At 46.4% G+C, this 15,544-nt stretch carries 14 protein-coding genes and 1 pseudogene; 13 read left to right on the top strand and 2 right to left on the bottom strand.

The window, feature by feature from the left end:
• Positions 1 to 64 precede the first annotated feature (64 nt).
• Positions 65 to 751, top strand: a complete 687-nt coding sequence (locus ABEW73_RS20600) for a sulfite exporter TauE/SafE family protein (protein WP_430168029.1) — start codon at positions 65 to 67, stop codon at positions 749 to 751.
• A 6-nt stretch (positions 752 to 757) separates the two neighbouring features.
• Here the strand turns inward: ABEW73_RS20600 and ABEW73_RS20595 are convergent, their stop codons facing one another.
• Positions 758 to 1,165 (bottom strand): FixH family protein, encoded by a 408-nt coding sequence (locus ABEW73_RS20595; RefSeq protein ID WP_430168032.1) that lies wholly within the window; start codon positions 1,163 to 1,165, stop codon positions 758 to 760.
• A 620-nt stretch (positions 1,166 to 1,785) separates the two neighbouring features.
• Between ABEW73_RS20595 and ABEW73_RS20590 the strand changes: the two genes are divergently transcribed.
• From ABEW73_RS20590 to helD, 12 genes and pseudogenes are all read left to right on the top strand, one after another.
• Positions 1,786 to 2,562, top strand: coding sequence for a TerC family protein (locus tag ABEW73_RS20590; protein ID WP_430168035.1), 777 nt, complete (start codon positions 1,786 to 1,788; stop codon positions 2,560 to 2,562).
• 342 nt (positions 2,563 to 2,904) lie between these two features.
• Positions 2,905 to 3,402, top strand: a complete 498-nt coding sequence (locus ABEW73_RS20585) for a DinB family protein (protein ID WP_430168038.1) — start codon at positions 2,905 to 2,907, stop codon at positions 3,400 to 3,402.
• Positions 3,403 to 3,789: 387 nt separating this feature from the next.
• Positions 3,790 to 3,927 (top strand): annotated as a pseudogene (locus ABEW73_RS20580) (polyketide cyclase); the annotation flags it as partial.
• Positions 3,928 to 4,082: 155 nt separating this feature from the next.
• Complete coding sequence (locus ABEW73_RS20575) at positions 4,083 to 4,478, top strand: VOC family protein (RefSeq protein WP_430168041.1); 396 nt, start codon at positions 4,083 to 4,085, stop codon at positions 4,476 to 4,478.
• A 228-nt stretch (positions 4,479 to 4,706) separates the two neighbouring features.
• The gene (locus tag ABEW73_RS20570) at positions 4,707 to 5,957 is read left to right on the top strand and encodes an MFS transporter (RefSeq protein WP_430168043.1); all 1,251 of its coding nucleotides are present in this window, start codon (positions 4,707 to 4,709) and stop codon (positions 5,955 to 5,957) included.
• A gap of 189 nt (positions 5,958 to 6,146) precedes the next feature.
• Positions 6,147 to 6,968, top strand: coding sequence for a DUF5643 domain-containing protein (locus tag ABEW73_RS20565; protein ID WP_430168046.1), 822 nt, complete (start codon positions 6,147 to 6,149; stop codon positions 6,966 to 6,968).
• A 124-nt stretch (positions 6,969 to 7,092) separates the two neighbouring features.
• Positions 7,093 to 7,656 (top strand): RNA polymerase sigma factor, encoded by a 564-nt coding sequence (locus tag ABEW73_RS20560; RefSeq protein WP_430168049.1) that lies wholly within the window; start codon positions 7,093 to 7,095, stop codon positions 7,654 to 7,656.
• Positions 7,650 to 9,182 carry a DUF4179 domain-containing protein gene (locus ABEW73_RS20555; RefSeq protein WP_430168052.1) on the top strand — a complete coding sequence of 511 codons (1,533 nt, stop codon included), beginning with the start codon at positions 7,650 to 7,652 and terminating at the stop codon, positions 9,180 to 9,182. The genes ABEW73_RS20560 and ABEW73_RS20555 overlap by 7 nt, the downstream gene beginning before the upstream one ends.
• Positions 9,183 to 9,233: 51 nt before the next feature.
• Positions 9,234 to 10,112, top strand: a complete 879-nt coding sequence (locus ABEW73_RS20550) for an ADP-ribosylglycohydrolase family protein (RefSeq protein ID WP_430168055.1) — start codon at positions 9,234 to 9,236, stop codon at positions 10,110 to 10,112.
• Between the two features lie 150 nt (positions 10,113 to 10,262).
• Positions 10,263 to 10,907, top strand: coding sequence for a glycosyltransferase (locus tag ABEW73_RS20545; RefSeq protein ID WP_430168057.1), 645 nt, complete (start codon positions 10,263 to 10,265; stop codon positions 10,905 to 10,907).
• 230 nt (positions 10,908 to 11,137) lie between these two features.
• Positions 11,138 to 11,500: a DUF4181 domain-containing protein gene (locus ABEW73_RS20540; RefSeq protein ID WP_430168060.1), complete on the top strand. Its 363-nt coding sequence runs from the start codon at positions 11,138 to 11,140 to the stop codon at positions 11,498 to 11,500.
• Between the two features lie 365 nt (positions 11,501 to 11,865).
• Positions 11,866 to 14,283 carry an RNA polymerase recycling motor HelD gene (gene helD / locus ABEW73_RS20535; protein ID WP_430168063.1) on the top strand — a complete coding sequence of 806 codons (2,418 nt, stop codon included), beginning with the start codon at positions 11,866 to 11,868 and terminating at the stop codon, positions 14,281 to 14,283.
• A 325-nt stretch (positions 14,284 to 14,608) separates the two neighbouring features.
• Here the strand turns inward: helD and ABEW73_RS20530 are convergent, their stop codons facing one another.
• Entirely contained in the window at positions 14,609 to 15,532 is a 924-nt protein-coding gene (locus ABEW73_RS20530; protein ID WP_430168066.1) for a S66 peptidase family protein, read from the bottom strand.
• Between the last annotated feature and the right edge of the window lie 12 nt (positions 15,533 to 15,544).

The following is a 15,544-nucleotide window of genomic DNA, read 5'->3' as shown; positions in this document are numbered from 1 at the left end:
GCTCTTTACTGGTTGTCGATAAATCGCTTGGCCCCCAGTTATGGGTACAGCGGGGTGTAAGAGCATGGCCTTGACGGGGAGCGGATTACTGTTAGTAGCACTGACTGGCTTGATGGGGGCGCCGCATTGTCTGATTATGTGCGGAGGGATCGTTTCGTCTCTGGCCCTTCGAACCAGCGGCTCTCCGCTTGCTTCTGTGTTAGCCTACAACGCTGGCAGAGTGACAACGTACACGGTCATTGGAGGCTTTATGGGGATGGTCGGCTCCTTTCTGGATGTGGCTGGCAGCTTTGTAGGCTTCCAAGGAGCGGCCAGCATCATTGGTGGACTGCTCATTCTGCTGTGGACATTTCGTCGGTACACATTGCCGATTTATAACGCTCATCTGCCGAGACATTCTTTTTTTCACCTGAAATTGGAACGGCTTGGTCAGCGCTATGAGTTGTTTGCGACATTTCTAACCGGCCTATTGCTCGGTTTTCTTCCATGCGGTTTGACTTATGCGATGCAGATGAATGCAGCGGCATCCGGTTCTAGTCTGGAAGGCCTCTTGATCATGCTGGTATTTGGACTCTCGACTTTTCCCATTCTGCTCCTAACGGCGGTGTCTGCTGGCAGTCTAACGAAAAAGTGGCGCAGAGGAATGCGCAAATTCGGCGGAATTCTAGCCTTTTTAATGGGAATACTGTCAATATTAAAGGGATTTAGCGCCAACGGATGGATTCCGGGTATTCACCCATGGTTATGGTAAACAGGACTAGCGAACTTTGAGCAGTGTCCTTACTGTGACATATTGATCCTCCCAACGAAGGACCGCTTCCGCATGCCAAAGCCCTTGCATAACAGGTACGGCAGTTGCGATGTATACACCCGGCTTGGATTCGACAATTTCAGCGGGGAACACACCACAAAACATATCGGGCATGGTGAGGTTGAGTTCAATATCGGCGTTAACAACTGGCTTCTCAGGTAGCTCGGTAATGAAAACCTGAAAGGCTGTTTCCTGCATGGGTTCGGCAACGGATTGAACGGATTGTATTTCCATGCGAAGCTGCCCGTCGGTATAATGATCTTCTACTTTGGGACGATCATGAACCTGCCAATACAGAATCACAGCCGCGATCATAAAGAGCAACAGCAAAGCCATGCCCGATCTTGTCTTCATGATAACCCTTCTTTCACCTGAAAACATGAGTATTCTCTCATAGGTATGTAAGTAAAGGTCAGAACATGCACATATGGATGAGGCTCTAGTTCTGGATATGTGTCGGAACACTAATATGGAGAAGAAATTCGTACCGGAACTTAATCCCCCCTCCGCAACCTTCCAGGGATGTAGGAACGTCCCTGTGACATGGTTGCGGATTTTTTTGATAGTGGACTCTGTAAGATCGTTTGCTGGCTATGATCACACCAAAGAGTTGATACGTATCCGGTGGGAAAGTCCGGTTGATTTCTCATTACTTGAGAAAATGATCGAGTTTAATATTATGGATAAGGGAGACTGTTCAACTTTTTGGCGGAAATAAGAGTGCATAAGGAAATCCCCTTGGAAATGGGGATTTTTGATTCTTAACTTCGAGAAGTCGCCTTGTAGACAGACAGTAGATTGAAAAATTGTGCCATAAATGAATGAAACGAGACGTTACTTGACAACGTAATAACGAAAGGAAGTCATGGCACAATCAAAACTGGAAAAAACCTCTGCTGCTTTAACTGGAGCTTAGATGTTTTTAGTCAGAGGTTTAACCATAAACATTCTCAGTTAAGAGGGGAGAAGTACTGTTGGAATCACTTTGGTTGGAGTATGCATGGGCATTACTAATTCTTATTGGATTGGAAGGTTTATTATCAGCGGATAATGCCCTTGTTCTGGCAGTGATCGCGAAGCACTTACCGGAGGACCAGAAGAAGAAAGCCATTAATTATGGGATCATTATGGCTTTTGTTTTTCGCTTCGCTGCTCTGTTTGCAATATCGTTCATTGCGAATGTCTGGCAAATACAGGCGATCGGAGCTGCTTATCTTCTATACCTCGGGTTAAAGCACATCATCAAAGCGCGTTTCGGTAAGGAAAACAAGAATATTCGCGAAGACGTAAAGAAAGATGCTGCTGGTAAAGGCTTCTGGCCAACGGTAAGCAAAATTGCTATTGCAGATCTTGCCTTTGCAATTGATTCCATTCTTGCTGCAGTGGCTTTGGCACTGGGTCTCCCAGATTCCCCGCTTCCGGAATTCGGCGGTATGGACGGAGGACAATTCTTGGTTGTCGTGCTTGGCGGAATCGCCGGGCTCGTTCTGATCAAATTTGCAGCCACATGGTTTGTAAAGCTGCTTGCTCAACGGCCAGCACTGGAGACCACGGCTTATGCCATCGTGGCATGGGTCGGTGTCAAGCTCGCTGTGATTACTTTGGCCCATGAAGATATTGGGGTGTTAAATCATGATTTCCCACATAGCACAGTCTGGACCATTATCTTCTATGGTGTCTTGGTGGCGATAGCTCTTCTCGGTTGGTTTGCTCCTGCGAAAAATAAACAGTCACAAACCGATCAACTCTAGTTCCGTGTTTTCCATCATTACTGACAGATGGCCTTCCCGTAAGGGAAGGCCATTTTACATGTTCCCCTTATTTAGTTGACACGACACTAATTAGTTTCCTATAATCGATGCGTCACTAAATGGTGTCCAATTAGAATGCAGTCATTTGGAAAGAAATTGGAGTCTGAAGAAGTTTCACTTCTTGACAATATTTTTTACTTGACGTAAGCGAGCCCGCAGATGCAGAGGACGTATGTTTGCTTTGAACGTCGCCCCTTCATTGGATGCCAAACGACCGAGACAAGCCTTTTCACTCGATCGGATTTATAGTATGCTAAGCATATTAGGGAGGAGTGGGAATTTATGGTGAAACAACTAATCGTCGGAGATGCCCTACATGAATTGGCCCTTACGCGCCGCACCCTGGAGTGCTTACCCGAGGAGCATATGACATGGAAACCGCACGTCAAATCCATGACGTTAGGCGGGCTCGCCACGCACCTGGTCAACCTGCTCAACTGGCAAGTCGCGATTTTTCTATACCCGGAATTCGATCTTTCGACCGTGCCGCTTCGGCGGGAACCTTTGGAAAGACGCGAAGACATGCTGGAGGAATTCGACGCGAACGTTATCAAGCTTGAACAGCTGTTAGCCGAATGCGACGAGAAAGCGCTCGCCGAGGAATGGACCTTGCGGAACGGCGACCATATCATTCTGCGCCAACCGCGGGCGATCGCGCTTCGCACCTTCGGTTTAAGCCATATGGTTCACCATCGGGCGCAGCTCGGGGTATATTTGAGGCTGCTTGATATTCCGGTGCCGGGCATCTACGGTCCCTCAGCCGATGAGGAAGGCAAGTGAACAAAACGCAGGGTACTTGTAAGAGACAAGAACATACACACATACGAAGTCGCGGAAATCGCGGCTTTTTTTTGTCTGCCGATATGGACCGAAAATTATAATCCTAACCGAGTGGATGATATTCTAGTTCCAATCGACCTCGGCAGCCTAGTATAACGGGCAGTTTTATTGAATCAATTATATATGGAAACTGGGTGTTTTCGAGTGTAATAATTGAGTTATTCAAAAGAGCAATCTGTAAGAAATCCATGCATTATTAATTTGCTATGATTTAAAAAAGGAGTTGTCAACAAGTCAATTTCATTTTGGAGGGATGGACATGAACCAAAACAAATGCAACAAACAAAATTGCAACGCAAGTAGGTGAATGCGAGATTGTGATCACACAGACCCGAGCGAATCGTTTTCAAACATGCTGTGTTTCCCCATTTTCTGGCGACATTCGATAAGGTGAAAACATATGCCATCCCAGGTGCCGAACAGACCATGGATCGTCTTGAAGAGCATCTGGCAAGTATGTCTTGACGTTAACGGTAAACACGGGTTCAAATCAGGAAGTGTACAACCTTCTATTAGAAGTAAACTATAACGCGGTGTAATAACTGCTATTAGCGGCTTTTTTTGTGTTATTGAGACAAAAGCTTATTTCGATTTAATCTGAATGTTGAAGGAGTGTACGTATGAAGACATTAGGGTCGATGAATGTAGATGTTATAACGCTGTTTGTGGAGGATTTGCAAAGGGTGAGAGCGTTCTATCAAGACGTATTTCGATTTTCCGCCACATATGAAGACGATGTGTCTGCAGTATTTGATTTCGGAAATATGAGCATTAACCTCCTGGATATTTCCGAGGCATACGGTCTGATCCATCCTGGAACAGTTGCAAGCCGAGAATCCGGATCTCGATTTCAGTTTACCATTAGGGTGGAAGATGTGGATGCAGTATGTAATGAATTGAATAAACAAGGCGTTACTCTACTTAATGGTCCAGTGGACCGACCATGGAGGGTACGCACTGCCGCCTTCACAGATCCGGCAGGACATATCTGGGAGATAGCGCAGCAATTGATATAGAATTAAACTTTATGTATCGATCTTGACTGCACGAAAATAGCCGTCGGTATGACTGACAACCGGATGGTGCTCCGAAGTACCTACAGGAAACGGTTAGTTTGGGAGACTAATTTCAGTCTTCAGGCGGAGGTCAACGATGATGAGGTCCTTATAATAAGGAATGGAAAGGAGAGACATACCCACAATCAAGCTGGACATCTTTTAAAGACAAATTGGAGGTTGAAAAGGTTGAATAGGCACGACAACAGCACCAATGCACCAAGCCTTCTACGCAATCGGTTCCTGCAGACGATTTTATTATCAAGTGTACTTCTGCAGATCGGCATCTGGGTACGTAATTTCGCGATCCTCCTGTATGTTGCGGATAGAACAAATAACGATCCATACGCCATTTCGCTTATCAGCGTAGCAGAATTCGCACCTATTTTTGTTTTTTCGTTCATCGGAGGTACATTTGCGGACCGCTGGAGGCCAAAGCGAACGATGATCTGGTGCGATTTATTATCCGCGGTTTCGGTATTCGTAGTGCTTCTGACCATACATTACGGTTCTTGGCAATCCGTCTACCTTGTCGCATTCATCTCGGCTATTCTTTCGCAGTTCTCGCAACCTTCAAGTATGCGGTTATTTAAGTATCATGTGTCTGAAGAACAACTGCAGCAAGGGATGGCTTTATTCCAATCGCTAATGGCCATCTTCATGGTGCTTGGCCCTATGCTTGGCACCTTCGTTTATAGCAGGTTTGGCCTTGAAACATCAATCGCTGTGATGGGCGTGGTCTTTCTGCTTTCCGCACTCGTCCTAATTCGCCTTCCTGAGGATAATATGAAATCTCAAACGGCCGCAGTCAAAGGGCAATTCCGTAAAGATTTTGCGGAAGGCTTCCGCTATGTTTGGCAAAGCCAAGTACTGCGTATGCTCGGACTCGCGTTCATTCTCGCAGGACTTGCTGTTGGCGTAGCCCAAGCTCTCAACCTGTTTATTGTAACGGAGCGGCTGGGTAAGAGCGAGGAGTTCCTGCAATATCTGCTGATGGTGAATGGCGTAGCCATGCTGATCGGCGGGGGGATCGTTGCCGTCTTTGCGAAGCGGGTTCCGCCGCAGGTTCTTCTTGCAATAGGCATGCTGGCAGGCGCGGTCTGCACAGCCATTGTCGGTTATTCGACGAGCGTTACGGTCACGCTGACCGTTCAATTTCTGAATGGGCTTGTCTTCCCTTGCATTCATATCGGAATCAGTACCATGATCTTGAAATGGTCACATGCTTCCATTGTCGGTCGGGTGAATGGGGTTCTGAATCCGATGTTCGTAGGCATGATGGTCATTTCCATGTCTTTCGCTGGTGCGTTAAAGGATGCCTTTTCGCTGAGCACGATATATGGCGGAGCCGGATTACTATTTCTTCTTGGCGCACTGGTCATGGTGCCGATCATGAACCAAAAAGCGCCGGATAACGTACTTACCGCACAAGAGATATAATCTCGCGATATCTATAAGGTTTGATGCAAAAGAGCCGGCTATGAAAAATGAGTCGGTTCTTCTTCATGTCTGAACCTTCTTGTTATTTCCTTCGCCTATAAAGAGTAGGAACAACAATGCATCGTCCTTGTCATTGATAACGGGGCCCGGACATGCGTTTTGTTTCATTAGATAAAGGAGGAAATGATCATGAAAAAAACAACCATCGCATATCTAAGTGCAATGTTATTAATCGGGGGAACTTTGCCGTCGCAGGCCGTTCATGCGGCTCCCCAAGCGGAAGCGGGGCAAAGCGTAGTAAGCTCCGGATTCAAGCTGAATCCGGCTATTATAAAGAAATACGGGGGAGCCGTATTTGAACTGGAATCTTTAACAGCTACTCCACAGTCCATGGAATATGTCATTTCACGGAATGTCCCTGAAAATATGGATCCGGAAATGGACCGGAATATTATGCTTATGAACTATGTCGTAATGGACAGCAACGGATGGATTTACGACCGTATTCAGGCGGAAGACAAAATGCGCGAAAAGCCGGACGGCACGTTTGACCGTTATTATAAAGAGAAACTGGGCGCTTTAAAGGGCAAACCGAAAGAACTTATCATCAAGCCCTATGTAGGAGGCAATTATGATGATAAAAGTACAAAGTTAGCGAATAAAGCCACCATAACGGCGAAGCTATCGGATACCTATCCGGTTAAGCTGGATCAGGGCAAGATCGGAATCATGACCGTAACGGGTGTGAAATTCGAAAAGAACCGGACCGTGCTTACGTTGTCGATCGAAGGGGAGACGGCATCCATTCAAAACGTTGGAACTTGGCTCGTGGAAAATGGAAAGGCCCTGGATTCAACCCGTAAGAAATTGATCAGCTTGAAAGACGGTGTTTACCGCTACGAGCTTGATTTCCCGGCGGTTGATCGACATGCGGCCCTTCAGGTGATGACCAAGCGAATGACGCCTGTTACGTTTTTAAAAGAGTTGGAGATGAGGATTAAGCTCCAGTAAAAGCCAACCATATGCAGAAAGTAGAAACGGCCATCAGTGCCGTTTCTTTTTTTTTTGCACAAATCATGAACCGAACCTCCATTCTGTTCGCCTTTATAGTATAGTACTTTTGGGAGTTGACAGGATGGAAAGCGAAGAACGATTGTTTGAGTTGTGCCGGAAAGGCAATAAAGATGCTTTTTTTAAGCTGGTGGAACCTCTGCTGAGCCGAGTATACAGTACGTCCGCGGCTATTTTGCGCTCCACTCATTTGGCTGAGGATGCGGTACAGAACACGCTGATCGAAGCATATCAAGCCATTATTCAAGGGAAAAAAATAAGGAATTTCAAATCCTGGTTCAATCATTTGGCGGCCTGCCGTGCATTGGATCTAGTCAGACAGAGGTCACGGCACGCTAATGTTTCGGGAAATATCGACGAGCTGGAGATTCCGGACGAGCATGAAACACCGCTGGAAGCCGTACTGAAAAAAGAGAGGGGATCCGAGCTGCTGGAATGTGTCATGTCACTGGACATCCACCATCGGTCCGTCATTGCGCTGTATTATTACCAGGAGCTATCCATCGATGAGATTGCTGACGTTCTCGGCATCAAGGCCGGGACGGTTAAATCGCGGCTTCATACCGCCAGACTAAAGCTGAGCCAAACGGCATCCCGACTAAAAATGGAGCAGGTGATCGAATGTTAAACCAGGATGAAGGGCAGCTGAAGAAAAAAATACAGCAATCGTTAGATGAAATTCCGCTTCCTGATTCTTTAATTCAATTTGCCAAGGAGGTACCGCTTTATTGTCAGCAGCCGGAGGAGGACATCGTGGTGACGAAGCCCCGGCAGCGAAGCGGCAGAAGAAAGTATACAATAGCTGCAGCCAGCATGGTGTTGGCCTTATCTCTGGGTTTTACCGTCCAAAAGTCTCCGGCTCTTGCCGCTATGGTCAAAGGGATTCCCGGTTTCTCCATCGTTTCGGATTGGCTGAACACGCTGCGCGGACATGATGGTGTTGAGAATGCCCAATCCCATGGCTACAGTCCGTTTGAACCTGTCGTGAAACAGTTTGATGGGGTGACAGTCAGCATCAGCGATGTATATTTGACGAGCGATAAGCTGTCATATAAAGTGTTCATTAAATCCAACCGTTTGAAACAACATGTCTTTAAAAGACAGGACGGCAGTTTGGATCTTAACAGGGAAGCACCGGTCTATTCCGTAAATATTCCTGAACTTGCCGATGGAGGCAGCAGCGCCGGCGTTATGATCGAATCAAGCGATGATGCAAAGGAGCCGATACTGGTAATCAGCCGGATTGGTGAAGTAAATCCAGAGGATGTCAAAAAGTTTTTAAACCAAAACCCTAAAGAATTGCAATTTGAAATCGGTATTCAACCCTACGTTGATGAAGACAGCAAACAAACAACAGATACACTCAAGATGAGTGTTCCTTTTCATCATACGGACTGGTTGGAGGATCGGATCATACCGATTCATCAGACCGTCAAGGTGGCAGGGGACCCGGATTTGCGGGAAATGATGCTGGAGCATATAAAAATTACACCGACCAATACCTATCTCGATATCAAAATCGCGGATGAAGCGGATTATTATCTGTTATTCGGCCATTCTGGAGCCACCCCATATGTAACGGATGATAAGGGAAAGAAGTACCAATTGCATACGGACACCCCGCAGAACATGGTGGATGTTCCCGGTTCGAAACGGATGAACGGCAACAAGCTTATGTTTACCGGCTCCCCTTACTTCGATGAGTCGGTAAAGTCTCTTACGCTGCACTTGGATCAAGTGTTACTGACAGAAAAGAGCCCGGGCGGATCGTTTACCCTTTCACTAGACGAAACATATCCAAAGAAAGTCCGCTTTAAAGACCAGGAGTTAACGATAACCGGGGCGAGTTACAAGGACGACTATTTGCGATTGAAAATTAAAAAGGAAAGTTCTGATCATAACAAGCGTTTGGGTATTATGTTTGCAATGTACCCCGAAGCCAAAGAGAGTATAAATCCCGAATTGCAGGAGCGTTTCGATAAAGGCATCGGGATAGATTCAGGGCAAGCACGAGTGAGAAGCGAACAGGACGGTTACTATGAAGTACGAGTTTTCGCTCCTAAGCTGGATACCTATAAAATTGAAATGTATCGGGAAGCTGCCCCAGTCCGGATAAACCAAGACATTACAATACCTGTCCATTCACTTCGATGACTGTGAAGAAGCACTACTTTATTTTTTTCGACATGAATGTGAGGTGGTTGCATGGATAACAAATTATATGATCGCATCAAGGGCGGCCTGTACGGAGTGGCTGTAGGCGACGCGCTTGGTGGAACGACGGAGTTTATGAGCAAGCGGGAGATTAAGGAGAAGCACGGCTATTTGACGGAGATTATCGGCGGCGGGGTGTGGCATCTGGAACCGGGGGAAGTGACCGATGATACGATGATGACGCTTTGCGTGGCAGAAGGGATACTCGAAAATCCTGATGAGCCGCTGGAGGCGATCGGGCGTTTCTTTATGGAATGGTATCAATCACGTCCCAAAGACATAGGGAATATCATCCGTCATGTTTTTCAGAAATACGAGGGGGACTGGTTTGAAGCGGCCTTTGTTGCGCACATGGATATGGGGCAAAGCGGTGGGAATGGTTCCCTCATGCGCTGCCTGCCGGTGGCTCTGGCCTATAAGGACCCGGCGGATATTGCCCGAGTGACAATCTTACAGTCACGGATGACGCATTATGATCCAAGGTGCGCCGAAGTCTGCGTGATGTACAACCGAATGGCGCAACGCCTTCTACAGGGTGAAAATTTAAGAGCAGCCATCATGGCCGAGGTGGTGGGAAGCGAATACGAAGGCATCATTGAAGCACAGCCGGATTGCCCGGCAAGCGGTTTTGTGGTGCATACCTTCCGGTGGGTACTACATATTTTGCTCCATACGTCAGATTTTGCAGGAGTCGTACAGAAGGCGGCAAATCTAGGGGAAGATTCCGATACGATCGGCGCCATTGCCGGTGGTTTGGCAGGTATCTACTACGGATATGAGAGTATTCCTGCCCGATATGCGGAGGCGATCCTCATCCAAGAGAGACTCGATCGGATAATTTCGCAATTGCATGCATTGAAAACTTTATAGAGTTGCTGAGATGTACATCTCTTTAGCATGTGACTATTTAAATTTAGAAAATATCAGCTGTATCGTAAATCATCCTCTGTATAAAATAGAATGCTTCACCCATAATAAGACAGATTGTTTTATTCCAAACATACAGAGGAGCAGATGAATGTGAAAAACAAAGGATTGGTGGCATTACTGTTAACCTTGGCGCTAGTTTTTACCATGACGCCAGTAGTACCTGTGCAAGCGAAGGTTGCTAAGGAGAAGGATTGCCTAAGTCCCAAAATGGTGCAGCTAAAAACCGATATGCAGAAAGTTTGGATCGACCACACAATATGGACAAGAAGCTATATTGTCAGCGCCGTATCCAATCGACCGGATCAGAAGGACGTATTGGACCGGCTATTGCAGAACCAGCAGGACATAGGCAATGTGATCAAGCCATATTATGGAGAAGCCGCAGGCAATAAGCTGGCTGATCTTCTAAGAGAGCATATTCTGATCGCAGTGAAAATTGTAGACGCTGCCAAAGCGGGCAATCAGGCAGATGTAACCAAGTTAGAGGCAGATTGGCATAGAAACGCCGACGATATCGCCAAATTTTTAAGCGCAGCGAATCCGAACTGGCAGTTTAAAACGCTGCAAGATATGCTATATACGCACCTTCAGCTGATTACGGAAATCGTCGTTAGCTGTATCAAAGGTGATTGGAAAGCGGATATTGCAGCAACCGACAAAAATGAGATCCATATGATTCATTTAGCGGATATCCTGACGGAAGGCATTATCAAACAATTCCCTGGAAAATTTTGAAGCGACGGTTAAGTAGCAGGTATTGTTGGAGCAATGATTGGACTCAGACCAAAAACAGCACCTTGGTTTCCGTAGGTGCTGTTTTTGGTTTACGCATTGATTCAAATGTGATAATCGTGTATTTTTAAAGGAATGATAAACCTCTATTTCCAGATAAGTGTAATTTGAAAAAACTGCAAGTTAGGTCTTGAGTGATACTGGCCTCTATTTTGGGAAAGGTGGACTTTAGAATGTTCCTACTCAGTATCATTTTGTATGCGATCGTCGTTTCGTTCGGGTACTTATGGATCAAAAAAAAGCTGAAGGTATCCTACGATTCAGATGGGCTGCTGTATAAGCATATTAATCGATTTCATCTAATTGGGGAGTCCATCATTGTAGTTGTTTTTCTAATCGGCCTTTTCTACATGAGGATTGTTATGGAGTGGAGATTATCGGCTTATCAGGACGTTATTCTTGTAATAGCTTTTCTACATGCATTCCGATCCGTTGTTGAAAGACGCTATAAGAAGGATTCCAAACAATACCTCCTCAGTGCTTATACAAGTGTCAGCGGCTTTCTCTTTTTCCTTGGTGTCGAGCTATTTGTGTGACAAACACGAGAAGAACCGAAGTCCTATAAGAAACATTCCATCTAAAACAAACCTATACAAAACAAATTAAGCTTTTTATAATTGCCCGAAAGGGTGGATATAGAAAGCTTTCTCTTCAAAAGTAGAGTAGGGGGGCAAGCGAGTTCGATTTTTCGGGAAAATAAAAAAACTTGGCAGATACGCCAAGGAATATAAAAAAACAATTGAACGCAAAAAAGCGCTATGCTATAATCAGTGGCGCAATTGAAAATCATGTGAAATCAGATATTATAATTACTTTTCCTAAATTAATTGTACATCGGTGGCCATGATTTGTCAATGCACTTTTTTCAGACCAGATTGAAAAGGAGTGTGTTCAGAAAAACATGGAAGCGAAGGAATGGCAGTTAGAACAAGAACGGCTGGATCAGGTAAGGGAAAAGCTGAAGGCGAGGATCGACGAGTTGGAACCAAGCGTTAGCGGAATGCGAGATCAGGCTGCTGAGATTCGCAGGCGATTCTGGGAAGAGGTCACGGTCAACACAAGCTCGGACGAAGACTTTGAAGAAACATTTTATACGATTAAACAACAGGCTGCAGTGTTATCCGAAAGGGAGCGTCGTCACCGGCTTCTGACGCAACAATGGAGGAGCTTGCATCGTCTGTTGCCCTCTCCTTATTTTGGGCGCGTCGATTTTCTAGAGGACGGCCTGGATGTGAGTGAGCAGATTTATATTGGCGTATCTTCCTTCGTCGATGAAGATGGGTTGAGCTTCCTGGTGTATGATTGGCGCAGTCCTATCGCGAGTCTCTACTACGACCATTCCCCCGGTGCGGCCTCTTACGTCACACCGGTCGGGCAGATCACGGGTACGATGGAATTGAAACGACAGTATCAGATTCACAATGGACAAATCCGTCATTTGTTTGATGCAAGCGTAACGATCGGCGACGAGCTGCTCCAGCAAATGCTGGCCAAAGGCGCGAACTCGCAAATGAAAAGTATCGTATCAACCATCCAAAAGGAGCAAAACGCCATCATCCGAAACGATCATAGCCGGCTTCTTATCGTGCAGGGGGCGGCAGGGAGCGGGAAGACCTCCGCGGCATTGCAACGTGTGGCATATTTACTGTACAAAAACCGCGATTCGCTTAAGGCTGACCAGATCGTTCTATTCTCACCAAATCAAATATTTAACAGTTACGTATCTTCCGTCCTTCCTGAGCTCGGCGAGGAGAACATGCAGCAGACGACTCTGCAGGAATACCTCGAATATTGGCTGGGTTCATCCTTTAGTCTGGAGGATCTCTTCGATCAGATCGAATATGTACTGACCGCTCACTCAACTCCCGATTATGAGGCTCGCCTTCAGGGGATGAAGTACAAGGCTTCCGAGGCTTTCTTGAGAGCCCTGCAGAACTATGCGCAATGGCTGGGGCGGAAAGGCATGCTTTTCAACGGCATTCGGTTTCGGGATCGTGATCTGATTACGGCGGAGCAAATGAGAACCCAATTTTACAGCTACGACCCTTCCTTGAGCTTGGCCAATCGTGTCGAACTCCTGCAGAAATGGCTTCTGAAGGAACTTTCGCTAATTGAACGCAAGGAGCGCGGGGCGTCCTGGGTTGAAGAGGAGCTTCATTACCTTGACAACGAGCAATATGCGGAAATTTTCAGCGAGCTCCATAAGGATAGGGAGGTGTTTGACATTGCCGAGCGTTATGCCGTCGTTCACGAGAAAATAAACAATAAGCGCAGAGAAGATGAAGGTGACTTTGACTTCGCCGAGCGGGAGGAAGAATTACTCAGTCAAAGGATCGTGAAGGAGAGCTTCAAACCGCTAAGACAACACGTGAAGAAATTATCGTTTATCGATGTTCAAAGCCTATACGTCCAATTGTTTGACGATGAAGTTGCTTATCGAGAGAAGACAAATGAGACTGAGATCCCCGTTCTATGGCCAGAAATTTGTAAGCAAACCAAAGAAAAGCTGGAGCGGCTTGAGTTATTCTATGAGGATGCGACTCCGTATTTGTATCTAAAAGAACTGATCGAAGGCGTTCGGACGAACACGGAGATTCGGCATGTCTTTGTTGATGAGGGACAGGATTATTCGACGTTTCAATATGAGTATCTCAAAAAACTATTTCCGCGTGCCCGCATGACGGTACTCGGTGACTTCGGGCAGGCGATCTTTACGCAATCAACGAAGCTGCAGGATCCCGATTCGCCGCTGTTTCGGCTATATGGAGAAACTGAAACAAGCTTGATCCGCCTTGTGCGCAGTTATCGTTCAACTCGGGAGATCGTGGAATTTACGAAAGTACTGCTCTCTGATGAGTCGGAAATCGTCCCCTTTGAAAGGAGTGGACCGAAGCCTCTTCTCGCTAGGTTAGAAGGTGGGGAGAAGCGTGACGCACGAATATTGAAAGACATCGCGGCACTACAAGCAGAAGGCTTTGACTCTATTGCCGTCATTACGAAGACTGCGGCTGAAAGCCGAGCAGCCTTTGAGTCGTTGCGGGTGCAAGGAAACGATGCATTGCAGCTCATTACGAAGGAGACGGTTACCTTTGAAAAAGGAGCGATGGTTATTCCTGTATATCTCGCCAAGGGTGTTGAGTTTGATGCAGTCCTGATTTATGAGGCATCATCTCAAGTTTACAGCCGGGAAAACGATCGCAAACTTCTGTATACAGCATGTACACGGGCCATGCACCGACTTCATGTATACACAACGGGCGATTGGTCGCCGTTCGTGCAGGCAGTGCCTGCTGATTTGTATGAGAAAGCAACATATTGACGGATCGGGGATGACTCCCTTCCGAGATAAAATGCTGCTCAAGATTCAGCCAATCTTCGAAAACAGATCCATTTGTTCCTCGACCATCATTTATTATCCATAGACAGCTCGAGTGAGAAGAATGCAAGGATCATTTCAGCTCCTACGCAAACAAAGCCCCGACTCGCTCATATATAAACAGCCTAGGCCGTTAGTCGGCCAAGGCTGTTTTTTGTTGCTTGTTAGCCTGAACCGTACGTTAGTACAAGGGCAGAGGACTTTCTTACCGGCTCAGGGCTGTGAGACTTGTCGCTAGATATGACACAGCTCATCGTCTTTGCTGATGTTAAACGCTGACGGTAGGTTCAACCGTAGTTATTCTGTTATGGACTGAATCGAGGTTAACCGTTGCGCCAATCGGCAAAGCGGCTTTATAAAAACCATGACCTGTAGCAAAGTTCGTTATAAGCGGCTTACCGAGAGGCACAACAAATTCATTGATTAAATCTTCATAGGATTTGCCATAAGCAACCTGGCAGCCTGAGCATTCCCCCATAATAATACCGATGCAGTCACGAAATTTTCCGGCAAGTTTTAAATCATTCAAGTACCTGTAGACGGTATTGGTAGGTTCATGCGTTTCTTCAAGAACGAGAATCTTCCCCCGTGTATCGATTTCGAAAGGCGTGCCTAACGTATCGACAAATGATGTCAGATTACCACCCACAAGTGGCCCCGTAACGTTGCCCGGAACACGGCTTATCAGCGGCATCCCCGGTGGATTCAAGATGGAGCGGGTTAATGAATATACGGATGTCGCAGAAAAAAACTGATCGAAATTATAAGCGGGCGTTTCGGGCTTAAAGTCAATAAGCAGCAGACTATGGAATGTTATTAAATCCGCGTATTGATGCAGTACATTTAATAGTACCGTGATGTCGCTGTAACCCGTAACGATTTTTGGATGATTTCGTATCTCATTATAATCAAGGTGCGGGAGAATTCCAGCCACTCCTGTACCGCCTCTGGTGGGCAGTATCATTTTCACCTGCTCGTCCCGAAACATCATCATCAAATCGGATGCCCGCTGCTCGTCTGTGCCGGCAAGAAACCCGTTTTGTGCATATACATATTGACCCAATACAACATTAAGCCCCATTGCTCTCAAATATTCGATTCGTGCATTAATGATGTTCGCAGCGAGCGGGCTACCTAAGGTAACGATTCCAACGGTATCGCCCCTTTGCAAGATTGGCGGACGTATCGGCATATCCTTTTCTTC

Origin of the sequence: Paenibacillus lautus (assembly GCF_050482385.1) — a bacterium.
Lineage (GTDB): Bacteria > Bacillota > Bacilli > Paenibacillales > Paenibacillaceae > Paenibacillus_AQ > Paenibacillus_AQ lautus_B.
This window is presented reverse-complemented; position numbering and strand designations above follow the sequence as displayed.